Below are 11,904 nucleotides of genomic sequence, written 5' to 3'. Positions count from 1 at the left end.
GCAGGCGACGATGCCCTCCTCCTCTGCCTCCCTCGCCATTGCACCGATTAGCGATAACGACATCGCCGATGTCGTCGCGCTGTGGCAGCGCTGCGGCCTGACGCGGCCCTGGAACGATCCGCATGCCGACATCGCGCTGGCGCGGCGGCGCGACAATTCCACCGTGCTGGTCGGCCGCGACAACGGCGCGATCGTCGCCACCGTGATGGTCGGCCATGACGGCCATCGCGGCTGGGTCTATTACGTCGCGGTCGATCCCGACCGCCAGGGCACGGGACTTGGCCGCACCATCATGGCGGCGGCCGAGGACTGGCTGCGCGCGGCCGGCGTGCCGAAGCTGCAACTGCTGGTGCGACGGGAGAACGCCAAGGCCGGCGCGTTCTACCAGTCGCTCGGCTATGACGAGTCGACCTCGGTGATGCTGGCCAAATGGCTCGACGGGCGCGAAGCGACTCCCTGAGAGCGTTGAGGATCGACGCATGAGCATCGCCGACCGCGTTCGCGTCAAGGACGTCGAGCTGCTTTCGAAGCGCCACTACGAGCTGAAGAGCGCGACGTTCGACTACCGGCGCGCCAACGGCGAATGGCAGACCCAGGTGCGCGAGGTCTATGACCGCGGCAACGGCGCGGCGCTGTTGCCCTACAATCTGACGACCCGCAGCGTCGTGCTGGTGCGCCAGTTCCGCTACCCCGCTTTCGCCAACGGCCACGACGATCTCCTGATCGAGGCGGCCGCCGGCGTGCTTGACAACGCCGAGCCCGAGGCGCGCATCCGCGCCGAGGCCGAGGAGGAGATCGGCTACCGGCTCGCGCATGTGCGCAAGGTGTTCGAGGCTTTCACGTCTCCGGGCGCGGTGACCGAGAAGCTGCATTGCTTCGTCGCCGAATACGACGCCGCCATGCGCATCGGTGACGGCGGCGGCCTCGAGCACGAGGGCGAGGACATCGAGGTGCTGGAGCTCGGCATCGACGAGGCACTGGCGATGATCGCCGACGGCCGCATCATCGACGCCAAGGCGATCATGCTGCTGCAATACGCGGCGCTGCATCTGTTCAGGTGAACGCCACCTCGTCCCGGCCTGTGCCGGGACGACATCGCCTGCGCCCGCGCACTAGAGCGTTTTCGAGCGAAGTGGATACCGGTTCGCGTGAAGAAAACGCGTCACAACAAGAGTTCTAGAGCCCCGTTCCGATTCTATCGGAACGGGAAAGGCTCTAGCGCATCGTGATCGCAAGGCCACTCAGATCGGCGTTGGCCATCAGGCCGACCTGGTGGCCGGTCAATTCAAGCACCGCGCCCTTCTGATTGGTGAGCACGATCGCGCGGGCGCCGCGGCCGACGGCAAGGCCGGCACCGGCGGCGCCGTAGACGCCGGCGACGTCCGAGGGGCGGTTGATGTTGGAGACGCGCCCGCGCAGCACGGTTTTCGAGCCGCCGAACACGAGGCCGTAGTCGAGGCCGCCGGTCGAGAGCGCATAGGAGCGGCCGCGGAAGTTGAGCACGCCCGAACCGCCGGAGCCGCCGATGATCCAGCCCGCCTTGTAGATCGTCAGCGTCACGAAGCCGCTGTCGGCGCGGGCCGCGGAAGAGAAAGCCAGTCCCGTGAACGCCAGCAGCGCGACAAGCGCAGCACGCAGGGTGGATGAAGGTTTCATGTGCGGTCTCCCCAGGATTTACTCATGTCGATTTGCTCTCGTCGATTTGCTCGCGTGGTGACACGGCTGCGAATCGCGATGCGTCGACTGTAGCAAGCGCGTAAACAGGCGCAATTTGGCACAGCGATGGCCGATTTGTTGACGGGTGCTTTCGCACGACCGGCGTTGAACCTGTTCCCGGGGTTGCAATACTCACTGCATGTCCGGGGCGATCGGCCCCTGAGCTCCAGGATTTCCCCGCGGAGCATTCATTTTTCAAACCGGAGATTTCCCATGCGTCGTCTTGCGATTGCCTGTGCCGCCATTGCCGCCACCGTGTCGGTGCTTGCCACGGCAAGCCCGGCCAGCGCCACGCCCTATCATCTGATCCGCTGGCAGGACAGCGGCTTCTGCCAGATCTGGGACGAGAGCATCCCGACCACGCCGTGGCCGGCGAACTTCTCCATCGTCAGCGAGCAGCTGCCGACCTTCGACGCCGCGTTCAGCTACAAGACCGGCCTCCTGAACAACGGTACCTGCGCGTTCTGAGCGATCGCCATTCGATCACGCGCAACGGCGGGCCCGCGGCAACAGCGCGGCGCCCGTCCTTTTGCTGTCAGGTATGACGCGATCCAGCGTCAGTGATGCTTGATCAGGGCGTCGCGCGCGGCAGCGAGTTCGAGGAATGCCGCGCCGTTGCCGCCGCCGTCGGGATGCACCGTCTTGGCGGCGCGCTTGAAAGCCTGCTGGACTTCGGTCGCAGCGAGGCGGCGGCCCAACGGCAGGCCGAGCAATTGCCGGTACTGCTCCTCCTGCGTCAGCACCTTCGGCGTCAGGCCGCGCCGGCCGAACCGCGGCGCCGACAGCATGTGCAGTGCGTCGCTGACGATGCCGAGACGGCGCTGTGCCATCGATTTGGTGCGGCGGTCGGCCGATTTCAGCGCCGCCTGACGCAGGATCGGCAGCACCTGTGCGGCCGCATGCCGCAGTGTCTCGTCGATGTCGGTCGCGGCGATCTCGGCGACCATTTTGGCCATCTCGCGATAGTCGGGATCCGGCGCCGCGCAAAAGCGCTCGATCGCAACTTTCCAGTGTCTGATGTGCGGGTCCATGTCCGCGGTCCGTAACTGTCATCCGAATTCGGATAACAGCAACGCGCAAACGCGGCTTGGCGTTTCGGTTGGCGCAGTTTTGAATAGTGTTGTCGACAACGCTTACAATCATAACGAGGAAACGCCATGGCCCTTCTCGACAATCACATCGCCGTCATCACCGGTGCAGGCTCGGGTATCGGGCGTGCCATCGCACTGAGCTACGGCTGCGAGGGCGCGCGCGTGGTGCTGCTCGACATGAACGGCGATGCGGCGGCGGAAGCGGCCAAGGAGATTCGCAGTGCCGGCGGCAAGGCGGAGAGCTTTGCACTCGACGTGACCGATCGCGATGCCTGCGTCGCGATGGCAAAGCAGGTGGCCGACAAGGTCGGGCCAGTCTCGATCCTGGTCAACAATGCCGGCATCGCGCGCCGCAACGGCATGCTCGGCACCGACGAGGCCGTGATCAAGGATTGGAACGACATCATCTCGCTCAACCTCAATGGCGTCTTCAACATGACGCAGGCGTTCCTCGCACCCTTGCGCGCGAGCAAGGGTCGCATCGTCAACATCGGCTCGATCCAGTCCTTCGTGCATCTGCGCACGCCGAGCTCGGCGGCCTACACCACCTCGAAGCACGGCGTGCTCGGCTTCACCAAGGCGCTCGCCGCCGAGCTCGGCAAGGAAGGCGTGCGCGTCAACGCGATCGGTCCCGGCTTCATCGAGACGCCGTTGAACGAGAAGGTGCGCGCCACCAATCCCGACCTCGTCAAGGTCTTCATGGACCACACCCCGCTCGGCCGCGCCGGCAAGCCGGAGGACATCGTCGGCCCCGCCATCTTCCTCGCCTCGGACCTGTCGGCATATGTCTCGGGATCGATCGTGATGGTCGATGGCGGCTACCGAACATTGTGACAGATGGAACCGCAATCGTGGCGATTTCTGGGTATTTTGCTTACAGAGCAGGGAGTTAGGGACACGTTAAGGGCTTGTTAACCAAACCGGCACACCGTGGATCTACGGGGTAGTTGGTTCTCGATGTCTTCGCTTCACCGACGAAGCGGGCGTTGATCGGGAGGAGTTCATGTCTTACGCGTCCACCGTACCTTCGCCGGAAGCTCTGCTGCCGTCGCTGGCTCCAAATGAAATCGTTCCGCTTCTGATCGGCGCCACGGTCGACGAGGTCGAGCGTGAGCTCGTGCTCCAGACGCTCGCACGCTGCGACGGCAACCGCACGCGCGCAGCGCGCGTGCTCGGCCTGTCGGTGCGCACGCTGCGCAACAAGATCCGCGAATATTCGGCCGACGGCATCGACGTGCCGCTGAGCGAGCACGCCGCAGCCTAGAGCAAGATCCGGAAACGCGCGATGCGGCTTTCCGGGACGATCATGCTTGGACAACGAGCTAAGCGTGATGACGATCCAACCCGATCGCATCACGCTTTAGCGGCACGTCGACGCTAGATCGGCAGATCGATCGCAAGCCACCGCCAGCGCGACAATAGCTCGCTGCCGTCGGCATCGAGGCAGCGAGCGAGACGCACCTCGGTCGTCGCGGCCCGTTGCAGCGTCTGCGCGACCAGCGCCGTCGCATAGTCCCAATAGTCGCGCCGCCCCTTCGGATCGTCGTCGACCAGCGATTTTGCGAGGATCTCGACATAGATCGCAGCGACGGCTCTTTGCCAGAGCTCACCCGCGCGCTCGCCCTCCGCCGAGGGCGCGCCGGTCCGCGACTGCCATGCCAACCAATAGTTTTCCTCCGCGCCGACCCAAGCGGATGGCAATAGCGATGGATCGAGGCATGGCGAGCGGCACTCAAGCGGCTGCATGCCGCGCGCGTCGCAAAAGAAGCAATAGCCGAGCTTGTCGTACCAGCTGACGCGCAGCAATCTGCGAATCTCGGTCTGTTGATCCGCTGCGAGCTGCCTCACGCCCGTCCGTTCGAGATCGCCGATGATCGCCGCCAGGCGATCGCGATCATACGGCTCGACCTCGAGCACCACGCCGATATTGCGTGGAAACAGGGCGTCGAGCATCTCGATCATCTCGCGATAGAATCGGCCCGCCAGGCCGCCGCCGCGCCACGCCTTCGCGACGCCGACATAGTTGCAGTAGATCAGCTCGCTTGCGTGATCGTAGGTGAAGAAGCCGAGGCCGATCGCGCGCGCCTCCGCGCGCAAGATGAAGCAGCGCGAGTCGAGGCAATATGACAGCTTCGGACCGCCGACGCTGAACTCTCGCCGCTCGCCGACATCATCTGACAGCACCCAGCGCACAATGTCGTCGGGGGCGTCGCGCTCGTTCGGAGGAAACAGCTCGGCATACAGATCGAGGACGCCGGTGTTGCGAAACGCCGCTTCATCGCGCAGATCGTGCCGCGTCACCACGATGTCGAACGTCAGCGCCCCTGTTGCGTCACCTGCAACTGCCCCGCGCCTGTCGTTCAGAATCCGCAACGCGTCCTCCCGTCGCAATCTTCGCATCGAATTATGACTGTTGATCGCTTGCATCGGCCGCGCCGCGCAGAATTGAAGCCGTCATCCAACCTCTGTTACAAGCGGCTTGAAATCGCGACGGAGCATATCAGTGGCTGACGAGACAATCTCCCGCCAGGGGTCACGAGGGGCGCAGGGACCGCAGGGTCGTCAGGGCGAGCCGGGCCGGCCCGGTCCGCAAGGGCATCCGGGGCGGCCGGGGCCGGAAGGTGCGCGCGGCAAGCCGGGTCCGCAGGGCAAGCCCGGACTGGTTGGAAAGGCAGGCGCCCAGGGCAAGCCGGGAGCACAAGGCAAGGCGGGCGTGCAGGGTCCGCGCGGCGAAGCTGGCCCACAGGGACCGCAGGGACCGGCCGGCCCGCGCGGTGAAGCCGGCCCGCCCGGACAATTGCCGTCGATCGAGCAGGTGATGCCGTGGCTGCACATGATCTTCGACGCCTGGGAAGACTACAAGCGCACCAAGGAGCGCGAAGCCGCCGAGTTCGCCGAGCGCGATGCCGTCGAGCGCGCGGCGGCGGAGGCGATCGCGCTTGACGTCGACGCCATCGACTTCGCGGAAGATGACGACGAGGACGACGATTACAAGAAAAAGAAGAAGCACCGCAAGAAGGACAAGAAGTAATCCTTCCTGTCCTGGCGCGGCGACACGGCCAGCTCTGTCCGTGTCGCGTCCGATGCCTACTGCTCCGCGCCCGGATTGGCCGGAGGATCGGAGGGTCGAGCGAGGTGCATGAGCTGGAAGACCCAGCGCATGGCGTAATACCAGGCAACGCCCGCGAGCGCCCCGCAGGCCGACAAGATGATGACGTTGGCAAGGTCGATCGTCCCGCTCGACCACAGCATGCCGCAGGTCCAGAGCACGGCGAACGCAATCGAACAGGACGTGAGCAGGGCAGGCTTCATGGCGTCGCTCCGGGATCGGGTGAACGGGACCGATGCCCGGACGCGCGAAGCGGTACCGTGATCTGCATCACGGTACGCCCCCGCCCTCAGCCAAACCGCAGGCGCGAACGCTCCTTCGCCTTCTCCGCCTCCACCTCGCGATCGCGCGCTGGTGCCGTGGTCTGCAACGAGATCAGGAGCTTGCGCGCAGCGTTCGAGACCTCGGTCACGGCGAGGTTGAAGGCGGCCTCATTGGACTGCGACGGCTTGTTGAAGCCGGACAGTCTGCGCACGAATTGCAGCGCCGAGGCGTGAATCTCGTCCTCGGTGGCGGGCGGCTCGAAGTTGAACAGCGTCTTGATATTGCGGCACATGTCGGTCTCCCTCGCCCGCAGCAACGGGGCGGCTCTCTCAAGGACGATCGGCTGCTGCAAAATACGACATCGTGGTCTATTCTGGCAGTGTCATCGTCCACGGTGGAGCGAGGTTCCGGATGAGCCACGTGATCTACAAGGTCGTCCAGCACGACGGCGGCTGGGCCTATACCGTCAACGGGGTGTTCTCGGAACCATTTCCTACCCACGCCGCGGCACTCGCCGCTGCCCGACGCGCCGCCAACGAGCAGCGCGTCCCCGGCCGCACCGAGGCGATCCAGTACGAGACGTCGGACGGCAAATGGTTGACCGAAACCGCATCCGGCAACGACCGCCCGGAGACCGAGGTCGAGGACGGCCGCTAGCTCACCTCGTCGCCTTCAGAACGGAACCTGGACGCCAAGCCGGTCGAAGAACGCCCGCCCCCGCTCGGTGATCCGCAATGCGCGCGGAATCCGATGCGGCGCAACGCCGCGCATCTCGACCAGCCGCGCCAGCACGGCATTGGCAAACGGACCGGCGAGATGCGGCACGCGCTCGGTCCAGTCATTGCAGAGCCGCAGATGCGGCTGCCGCGCCGGATCGAAATCGATCGCCTCGGCCCGGCACCAGGCCAACCCCTGCTCGGTCACGCGACCATTGCGGCCATCGATCACGACGAGGCGGCGGCGGATCAACGCATTCGACAGCAACACGCCGAGCTGACCCGCAAGGTGGTGGTAGCAGGTGCGCGATTGCCTGAGCTGCTCGGCCGGCATCGCACGCCGCCGCCCGACGGTGGCCTTGGCCGCAAGATCGACGAGGTTCTCGATCAGCGCCGCGACGTCGTCGTCCCTGATCCGGTAATATCTGAACCTGCCCTGTGCCCAAACCGACAGCACGCGGGCGTCGACCAGCTTCTGCAGATGCGCGCTCGCGCCCTGCGGCGAAATGCCGGCAACCGCAGCAAGCTCGCCCGCCGGCAGCGCCTTGCCGTCGGCCAGCGCACTGACCATCGCCTCGCGCACCGGATCGCCCAAGGCCTCGGCGATCCGCGAAAATCCCGTCTGCAACGCTTGGGATGATCCCACCGTATCGTCCTCCAGATCGCGCCGAAGCGTCCTGCCCACATGCGCTGTGCCACGCAGCTCATTTCAGATTTTCCTGAAACGTCGCGACGGCCTCTTCCGCTCAAATGGGCGGCAGTCGACGAAACGCAAGGGAACAATCATGACAGCTGACAGCAACGACGCGGAACGCATCTACCGGCTCTGGGATGAAGCGCTCGGCAACAAGGACCTCGAGGCGGCGCTCACGCTCTACGCAGCCGGCGCCTCGATCGAGAGCCCGCTGGTCCAGCATTTGATGCAGACCAAAGACGGGATCGTGCAGGGCCGTGAGCCGCTGCGCGAGTTCATCGCGCGCGTGTTCCGCACCAACCCGCCGCAACGGCGGCGCTTCAAGCAGGGTTTCTTCAGCGACGGCCGCGTTCTTACCTGGGAATATCCGCGGCAGTCTCCGGACGGCGATCAGATGGATCTGGTCGAGGTCATGGAGATCGATGACGGCCTGATCCAGCGTCATCGCGTCTATTGGGGATGGTATGCGCTGAACGTACTCAAGGAGAGCTAGCCGAACACATCTTCGCCAGCCGTGCCGACGTGCTCTCGGACATCTCCTTCCCCCATGCTAGGCTTGCACCGAAGCGGCTGGACAAGCGCGCCGCGCGTGGGAAGAAGCATGATGATCCGTTGGTGCGCGGCGCTCGTGGCCGCTCTCGTCTCGATATCGGTACCGGCCATGGCTGCAGATTACCCCACGCCGCAGGACGGCGAGTGGACCGCAAAGGACTTCAAGTTTCACAGCGGCGAGGTGATGCCGGAACTGCGGCTGCACTACACCACGGTCGGCGCGCCGACCGGACAGCCGGTGCTGGTGCTGCACGGCTCCGGCGGCTCGGCCGCCAGCATGCTGACGCCGACCTTTGCCGGCCAGTTGTTCGGCCCCGGCCAGCCGCTCGACGCGGCGAAATACTACATCATCATCCCTGATGGCATCGGGCACGGCAAATCGTCGAAGCCGTCGGACGCGATGCGGACGAGCTTTCCGTAATACGACTACAACGACATGGTCGACGCGCAATATAGGCTCGTCACCGAAGGGCTCGGCATCAAGCATCTGCGGCTCGTGATCGGCAACTCGATGGGCGGCATGCACACCTGGATCTGGGGCGTGCGGTATCCACGGATGATGGACGTGCTGGTGCCGATGGCCTCGCAGCCATCAGCGATGGCAGCACGCAACTGGATGCTGCGGCGGACGATGCTGGAAACGATCCGCAACGATCCCGACTACAATGGCGGCAACTACACCAGCCAACCGCGGATGATGAAATACGCCATCGCCGCCTATCGCTTCGCCAGTGCCGGCGGCACGCTCAATTACCAGGCGCTGGCGCCCACCGCAGCGCAGGCCGACAAGATGGTGGACGACCAGCTGGCGCTGCCGGTCACCGCGGATGCCAACGACTACATCTATCAATGGGAGGCCTCGCACGACTACGATCCCTCCGCCGGACTGGAGAAGATCGAGGCAACCCTGCTTGCCATCAATGCCGCCGACGATGAACGCAACCCGCCGGAGACCGGCGTCACCGAAGCTGCAGTGAAGCGGATCAAGAACGGCAAGATTGATCTGATCCCGGCAAGCAGCGAGACACGCGGCCATCTCACCACCGGCGATGCGAGGTTCTATGCCGGGCACTTGCAGGAACTGTTGCAAACGGCGCCGACGATGTAGTCATCGAGGTCAGGGCAATGTCCGCTGATGCTTCCGCCGCATCGCGCTCGACCTGCCCGAGGTTGTTGAAGGCGCGCATCACGGCACAACCGATTTCCGCGTCGGCAAGCGCATCTTCGCGACGCTCGGCTATCCCGACCAGGATTGGGGCATGGTGAAGCTGACACCCGAGCAGCAGGCGATGGTGGTCGAGGCCGAGCCGGAGGTCTTCCGGCCGGTGCCGGGCGGCTGGGGCAAGAGCGGCAGCACCAATGTCCGCCTCGCGAAAGCGGATCACGTCACGCTGCGCAGCGCACTCAAAATGGCGCGGGACAATATCGCGGTGAAGGCCGCGAAGAAGGGGCGCGCGAAGCAGCCAATCTGAGCGCAACCATCTCGCACTGCATCAAGCAGACACGCGGATTCGCTGATTCTTTGAGCATGCATCTCGCGCGCGGTTCGTGCCTAATCGCGCAAACACCGGATTCGCGTGACGCTATGCGCGGGTCACGTAGAAGTTTTCGCCGGGGGAAGGCAATGCGAAGGCTCACGCACGTCGCGGTGCTTGCGTGGCTCGCCATGATGGCGGGCGCTGCACTGGCGTTCGACAACGGCCAATACGACCACGTCCCGCCCGATATCCGCGCCTGGTTCAAGAGCGTGATCGCGCCGAACGGCGTGCCCTGCTGCGACATCTCCGATGGCCATCGCACCGAATACGACGTGCGCGGCGGCGCCTATTGGGTGCCGATCGACGGACAATGGATGGAGGTGCCCGCGCGCGCCATCATCCGCGACCGCGGGAATCCCGTGGGCCAGGCCGTGGTGTGGTACGTCCACCATCGCGGCGCCATCATCATCAGTTGCTTCGTGCCGGCGGATGCCGTCTGAACGGCGCCCGCCGCTTGCGCGGGAAGCCCCGCGCGCGGGATCGCGCCAATTTGAAACAGTTACTCTCTGTTAACCTTACTTTTTAACCAATAATTAAGGATGAGTTTGCGGGCGCCGTGAGGCGCGGCCTAGCGTCTGCAGAAATGCTCCGTAACCGCGAGTTGGTGCGTGCCATGAGCTTTCGAAGGTTGGCGTATCGAACAACTGGGGCGCTGATGGCGTCCCTTGGCGTTTCCCTTGGCGTTTCCCTTGGCGTTGCAGCGCTGCTGCTTGCTTACCCGACCGAAACCTATGCGAGATCCGGATCCGCAGCGCGCGGCACGTTCTCCTCGCATCATCCAGCCTTCCGCCATCATGTACGGGTGCCCGGCATCGTGTTGCCGGACGCGGGCGGATATTATGATGGCGCGGCGGGCGTTCCCTACGCTGCCGAGGTCCCGGCGCCGGTCTCGAGCGACGTCCGTTACACCTACACCCAGGACGTGCCCTGGGATTGGGCGCATCGCTATCCGCCGGCCGTGGTGCCGTCGGACCGGCCCTATGTGTCGAGCTGCCCCACAGAGAGCGTCACGGTGCCCGGCCGCGGCGGCGACCGCACCGTCAACATCACGCGGTGCTACTGAGAAGCTTCGCCCCAATCAGAATCGCAAAAACAAAAGAGGCCGCCCGCAAGGACGGCCTCTCGTATTTTGGCAGACGCTCGGCGCGCCGGCTGACAGCCGGTCAGGAATCCTCGCCCTTCAGATGACCGACGTGCTTCTGGGTGTAGAGTTCGAGACCGATGCGACCAATCAGGTCGAGCTGGGTTTCGAGGAAGTCGATGTGGTGCTCCTCGTCGCTCATCAGCTTCTCGAACAGGTCACGCGTGACGTAGTCCTTGGCGCCGTGGCAGTAGGTCGCCGCTTCCTGGTAGAGCGCACGCGCGCTCATCTCGGCGGCGAGATCGCATTCGATGATCTCCTTGACGTTCTGGCCGATGCGCAGGGGATCCAGCACCTGCATGTTCGGAAAGCCGTCGAGGAACAGGATGCGCGCGGTGAGCTTGTCGGCATGCTCCATCTCCTCGATGGACTCCTTGCGCCAGACCTTGGCCATGTCCAGCAGGCCCCAATTGTCGAGGAAGCGGTAGTGCAGCCAGTACTGATTGATCGCAGTCAGCTCGTGACGCAGTGCCTTGTTGAGATAGTCGATGACCTTCGCGTCGCCCTGCATGGTTCACTCCACCTGTCGCGGCCAACCTTGGCCGACGCTAAACTTAGAACGTTTCTAAATGAGATTACCGGCAAGAGCAACCCTTCGCAGAAACAGCGCGTGGATAACCGGATTCGAAGGATTTGGCGCAGCGTCTTCCAGCGAAGCGGAAGCCGGTTCGCGCCAGGAAATGCGTCGAAATAAGAAGCTTTAGCAGGCCGCGAGCGCGAATTCGGCCGGCTCGGCGTCCTCGTTGGCGGCGTGAGGATGGCTGCTGTGGGGGCAGCCGGAGCAGCAGGCCTTGGCGCAGGGACCGAGCGCCTCGTCGATGATCGCCTTGATGGTGCGCGCGCAGCGGCCGCATTCGGCACTGCAGCCGAGGCAGCCGTACACCTGCTTGGCATTTCGTGTCACGGACCCACCGCCATTGACGGCATTGCGGACATCGTGGTCGCTGAGGACGTTACAGGAACAGACAATCATCGGAGAAAGGCGGGGTCCAACGGTGATGCTTGGCAATATGGATATTGTCGGCTCCCGCGCGATGCAAAAGGAAAAAGCGGTTTTTGTAGCAATTCCAAACTGATGTGGGA

At 64.4% G+C, this 11,904-nt stretch carries 19 protein-coding genes and 1 pseudogene; 12 read left to right on the top strand and 8 right to left on the bottom strand.

What is annotated here, in order from left to right; genetic code table 11:
- Positions 1-10 precede the first annotated feature (10 nt).
- Together RX327_RS11150 and RX327_RS11145 are read left to right on the top strand one after the other, a co-directional pair.
- Complete coding sequence (locus RX327_RS11150; protein ID WP_317251244.1) at positions 11-460, top strand: GNAT family acetyltransferase; 450 nt, start codon at positions 11-13, stop codon at positions 458-460.
- Between the two features lie 19 nt (positions 461-479).
- Positions 480-1,061: a GDP-mannose pyrophosphatase gene (locus RX327_RS11145; RefSeq protein WP_317250268.1), complete on the top strand. Its 582-nt coding sequence runs from the start codon at positions 480-482 to the stop codon at positions 1,059-1,061.
- A 154-nt stretch (positions 1,062-1,215) separates the two neighbouring features.
- On the opposite strand, the gene RX327_RS11140 is transcribed toward RX327_RS11145, so the two are convergent.
- On the bottom strand, positions 1,216-1,656 hold the full coding sequence (locus tag RX327_RS11140) for a hypothetical protein (RefSeq protein WP_317250267.1): 441 nt from the start codon (positions 1,654-1,656) through the stop codon (positions 1,216-1,218).
- 273 nt (positions 1,657-1,929) lie between these two features.
- Here RX327_RS11140 and RX327_RS11135 point away from each other — a divergent pair, with 273 nt between their 5' ends.
- Positions 1,930-2,184: a hypothetical protein gene (locus tag RX327_RS11135; RefSeq protein WP_317250266.1), complete on the top strand. Its 255-nt coding sequence runs from the start codon at positions 1,930-1,932 to the stop codon at positions 2,182-2,184.
- An 89-nt stretch (positions 2,185-2,273) separates the two neighbouring features.
- Here RX327_RS11135 and RX327_RS11130 read toward each other — a convergent pair whose 3' ends face one another.
- Positions 2,274-2,747: a hypothetical protein gene (locus RX327_RS11130; RefSeq protein ID WP_028334835.1), complete on the bottom strand. Its 474-nt coding sequence runs from the start codon at positions 2,745-2,747 to the stop codon at positions 2,274-2,276.
- Positions 2,748-2,873: 126 nt separating this feature from the next.
- Between RX327_RS11130 and RX327_RS11125 the strand changes: the two genes are divergently transcribed.
- Both RX327_RS11125 and RX327_RS11120 read left to right on the top strand, forming a co-directional pair.
- Positions 2,874-3,641, top strand: coding sequence for a 3-oxoacyl-ACP reductase FabG (locus RX327_RS11125; protein ID WP_317250265.1), 768 nt, complete (start codon positions 2,874-2,876; stop codon positions 3,639-3,641).
- Positions 3,642-3,810: 169 nt separating this feature from the next.
- Positions 3,811-4,071, top strand: coding sequence for a helix-turn-helix domain-containing protein (locus RX327_RS11120; RefSeq protein WP_016840962.1), 261 nt, complete (start codon positions 3,811-3,813; stop codon positions 4,069-4,071).
- 113 nt (positions 4,072-4,184) lie between these two features.
- On the opposite strand, the gene RX327_RS11115 is transcribed toward RX327_RS11120, so the two are convergent.
- A complete protein-coding gene (locus RX327_RS11115) occupies positions 4,185-5,180 on the bottom strand; it encodes a hypothetical protein (RefSeq protein WP_317250264.1) in 996 nt (331 codons plus the stop codon).
- A 130-nt stretch (positions 5,181-5,310) separates the two neighbouring features.
- On the opposite strand from RX327_RS11115, the gene RX327_RS11110 reads away from it, so the two are divergent.
- Entirely contained in the window at positions 5,311-5,838 is a 528-nt protein-coding gene (locus RX327_RS11110) for a collagen-like protein (RefSeq protein ID WP_050387341.1), read from the top strand.
- A gap of 56 nt (positions 5,839-5,894) precedes the next feature.
- On the opposite strand, the gene RX327_RS11105 is transcribed toward RX327_RS11110, so the two are convergent.
- Both RX327_RS11105 and RX327_RS11100 read right to left on the bottom strand, forming a co-directional pair.
- Positions 5,895-6,119, bottom strand: a complete 225-nt coding sequence (locus RX327_RS11105) for a hypothetical protein (protein WP_028334831.1) — start codon at positions 6,117-6,119, stop codon at positions 5,895-5,897.
- 86 nt (positions 6,120-6,205) lie between these two features.
- The gene (locus RX327_RS11100; protein WP_317250263.1) at positions 6,206-6,472 is read right to left on the bottom strand and encodes a DUF2277 domain-containing protein; all 267 of its coding nucleotides are present in this window, start codon (positions 6,470-6,472) and stop codon (positions 6,206-6,208) included.
- 119 nt (positions 6,473-6,591) lie between these two features.
- On the opposite strand from RX327_RS11100, the gene RX327_RS11095 reads away from it, so the two are divergent.
- The gene (locus tag RX327_RS11095; protein WP_016840968.1) at positions 6,592-6,837 is read left to right on the top strand and encodes a DUF2188 domain-containing protein; all 246 of its coding nucleotides are present in this window, start codon (positions 6,592-6,594) and stop codon (positions 6,835-6,837) included.
- Between the two features lie 15 nt (positions 6,838-6,852).
- Here RX327_RS11095 and RX327_RS11090 read toward each other — a convergent pair whose 3' ends face one another.
- Entirely contained in the window at positions 6,853-7,542 is a 690-nt protein-coding gene (locus tag RX327_RS11090) for an ArsR/SmtB family transcription factor (protein ID WP_152977900.1), read from the bottom strand.
- A 139-nt stretch (positions 7,543-7,681) separates the two neighbouring features.
- Between RX327_RS11090 and RX327_RS11085 the strand changes: the two genes are divergently transcribed.
- The 5 genes and pseudogenes from RX327_RS11085 (at position 7,682) to RX327_RS11065 (ending at position 10,743) form a co-directional block, all read left to right on the top strand.
- The gene (locus tag RX327_RS11085) at positions 7,682-8,083 is read left to right on the top strand and encodes a nuclear transport factor 2 family protein (RefSeq protein WP_244482601.1); all 402 of its coding nucleotides are present in this window, start codon (positions 7,682-7,684) and stop codon (positions 8,081-8,083) included.
- 111 nt (positions 8,084-8,194) lie between these two features.
- Positions 8,195-9,250 (top strand): annotated as a pseudogene (locus RX327_RS11080) (alpha/beta fold hydrolase).
- Positions 9,251-9,290: 40 nt separating this feature from the next.
- Positions 9,291-9,614, top strand: a complete 324-nt coding sequence (locus tag RX327_RS11075) for an MmcQ/YjbR family DNA-binding protein (RefSeq protein WP_050387343.1) — start codon at positions 9,291-9,293, stop codon at positions 9,612-9,614.
- Positions 9,615-9,766: 152 nt separating this feature from the next.
- On the top strand, positions 9,767-10,120 hold the full coding sequence (locus RX327_RS11070; protein WP_317250262.1) for a hypothetical protein: 354 nt from the start codon (positions 9,767-9,769) through the stop codon (positions 10,118-10,120).
- Positions 10,121-10,335: 215 nt separating this feature from the next.
- Positions 10,336-10,743 (top strand): hypothetical protein, encoded by a 408-nt coding sequence (locus tag RX327_RS11065; protein ID WP_063779990.1) that lies wholly within the window; start codon positions 10,336-10,338, stop codon positions 10,741-10,743.
- A gap of 100 nt (positions 10,744-10,843) precedes the next feature.
- On the opposite strand, the gene bfr is transcribed toward RX327_RS11065, so the two are convergent.
- Positions 10,844-11,332 (bottom strand): bacterioferritin, encoded by a 489-nt coding sequence (gene bfr, locus RX327_RS11060; RefSeq protein WP_317250261.1) that lies wholly within the window; start codon positions 11,330-11,332, stop codon positions 10,844-10,846.
- 189 nt (positions 11,333-11,521) lie between these two features.
- A complete protein-coding gene (locus RX327_RS11055) occupies positions 11,522-11,794 on the bottom strand; it encodes a bacterioferritin-associated ferredoxin (protein ID WP_028334823.1) in 273 nt (90 codons plus the stop codon).
- Positions 11,795-11,904: the final 110 nt, after the last annotated feature.

It is taken from the genome of Bradyrhizobium sp. BEA-2-5 (assembly GCF_032918025.1).
Classification (GTDB): Bacteria; Pseudomonadota; Alphaproteobacteria; order Rhizobiales; family Xanthobacteraceae; genus Bradyrhizobium; species Bradyrhizobium pachyrhizi.
Note: the sequence above shows the minus strand (reverse complement) of the source record. Positions and strands in the feature narration are given on the sequence as shown.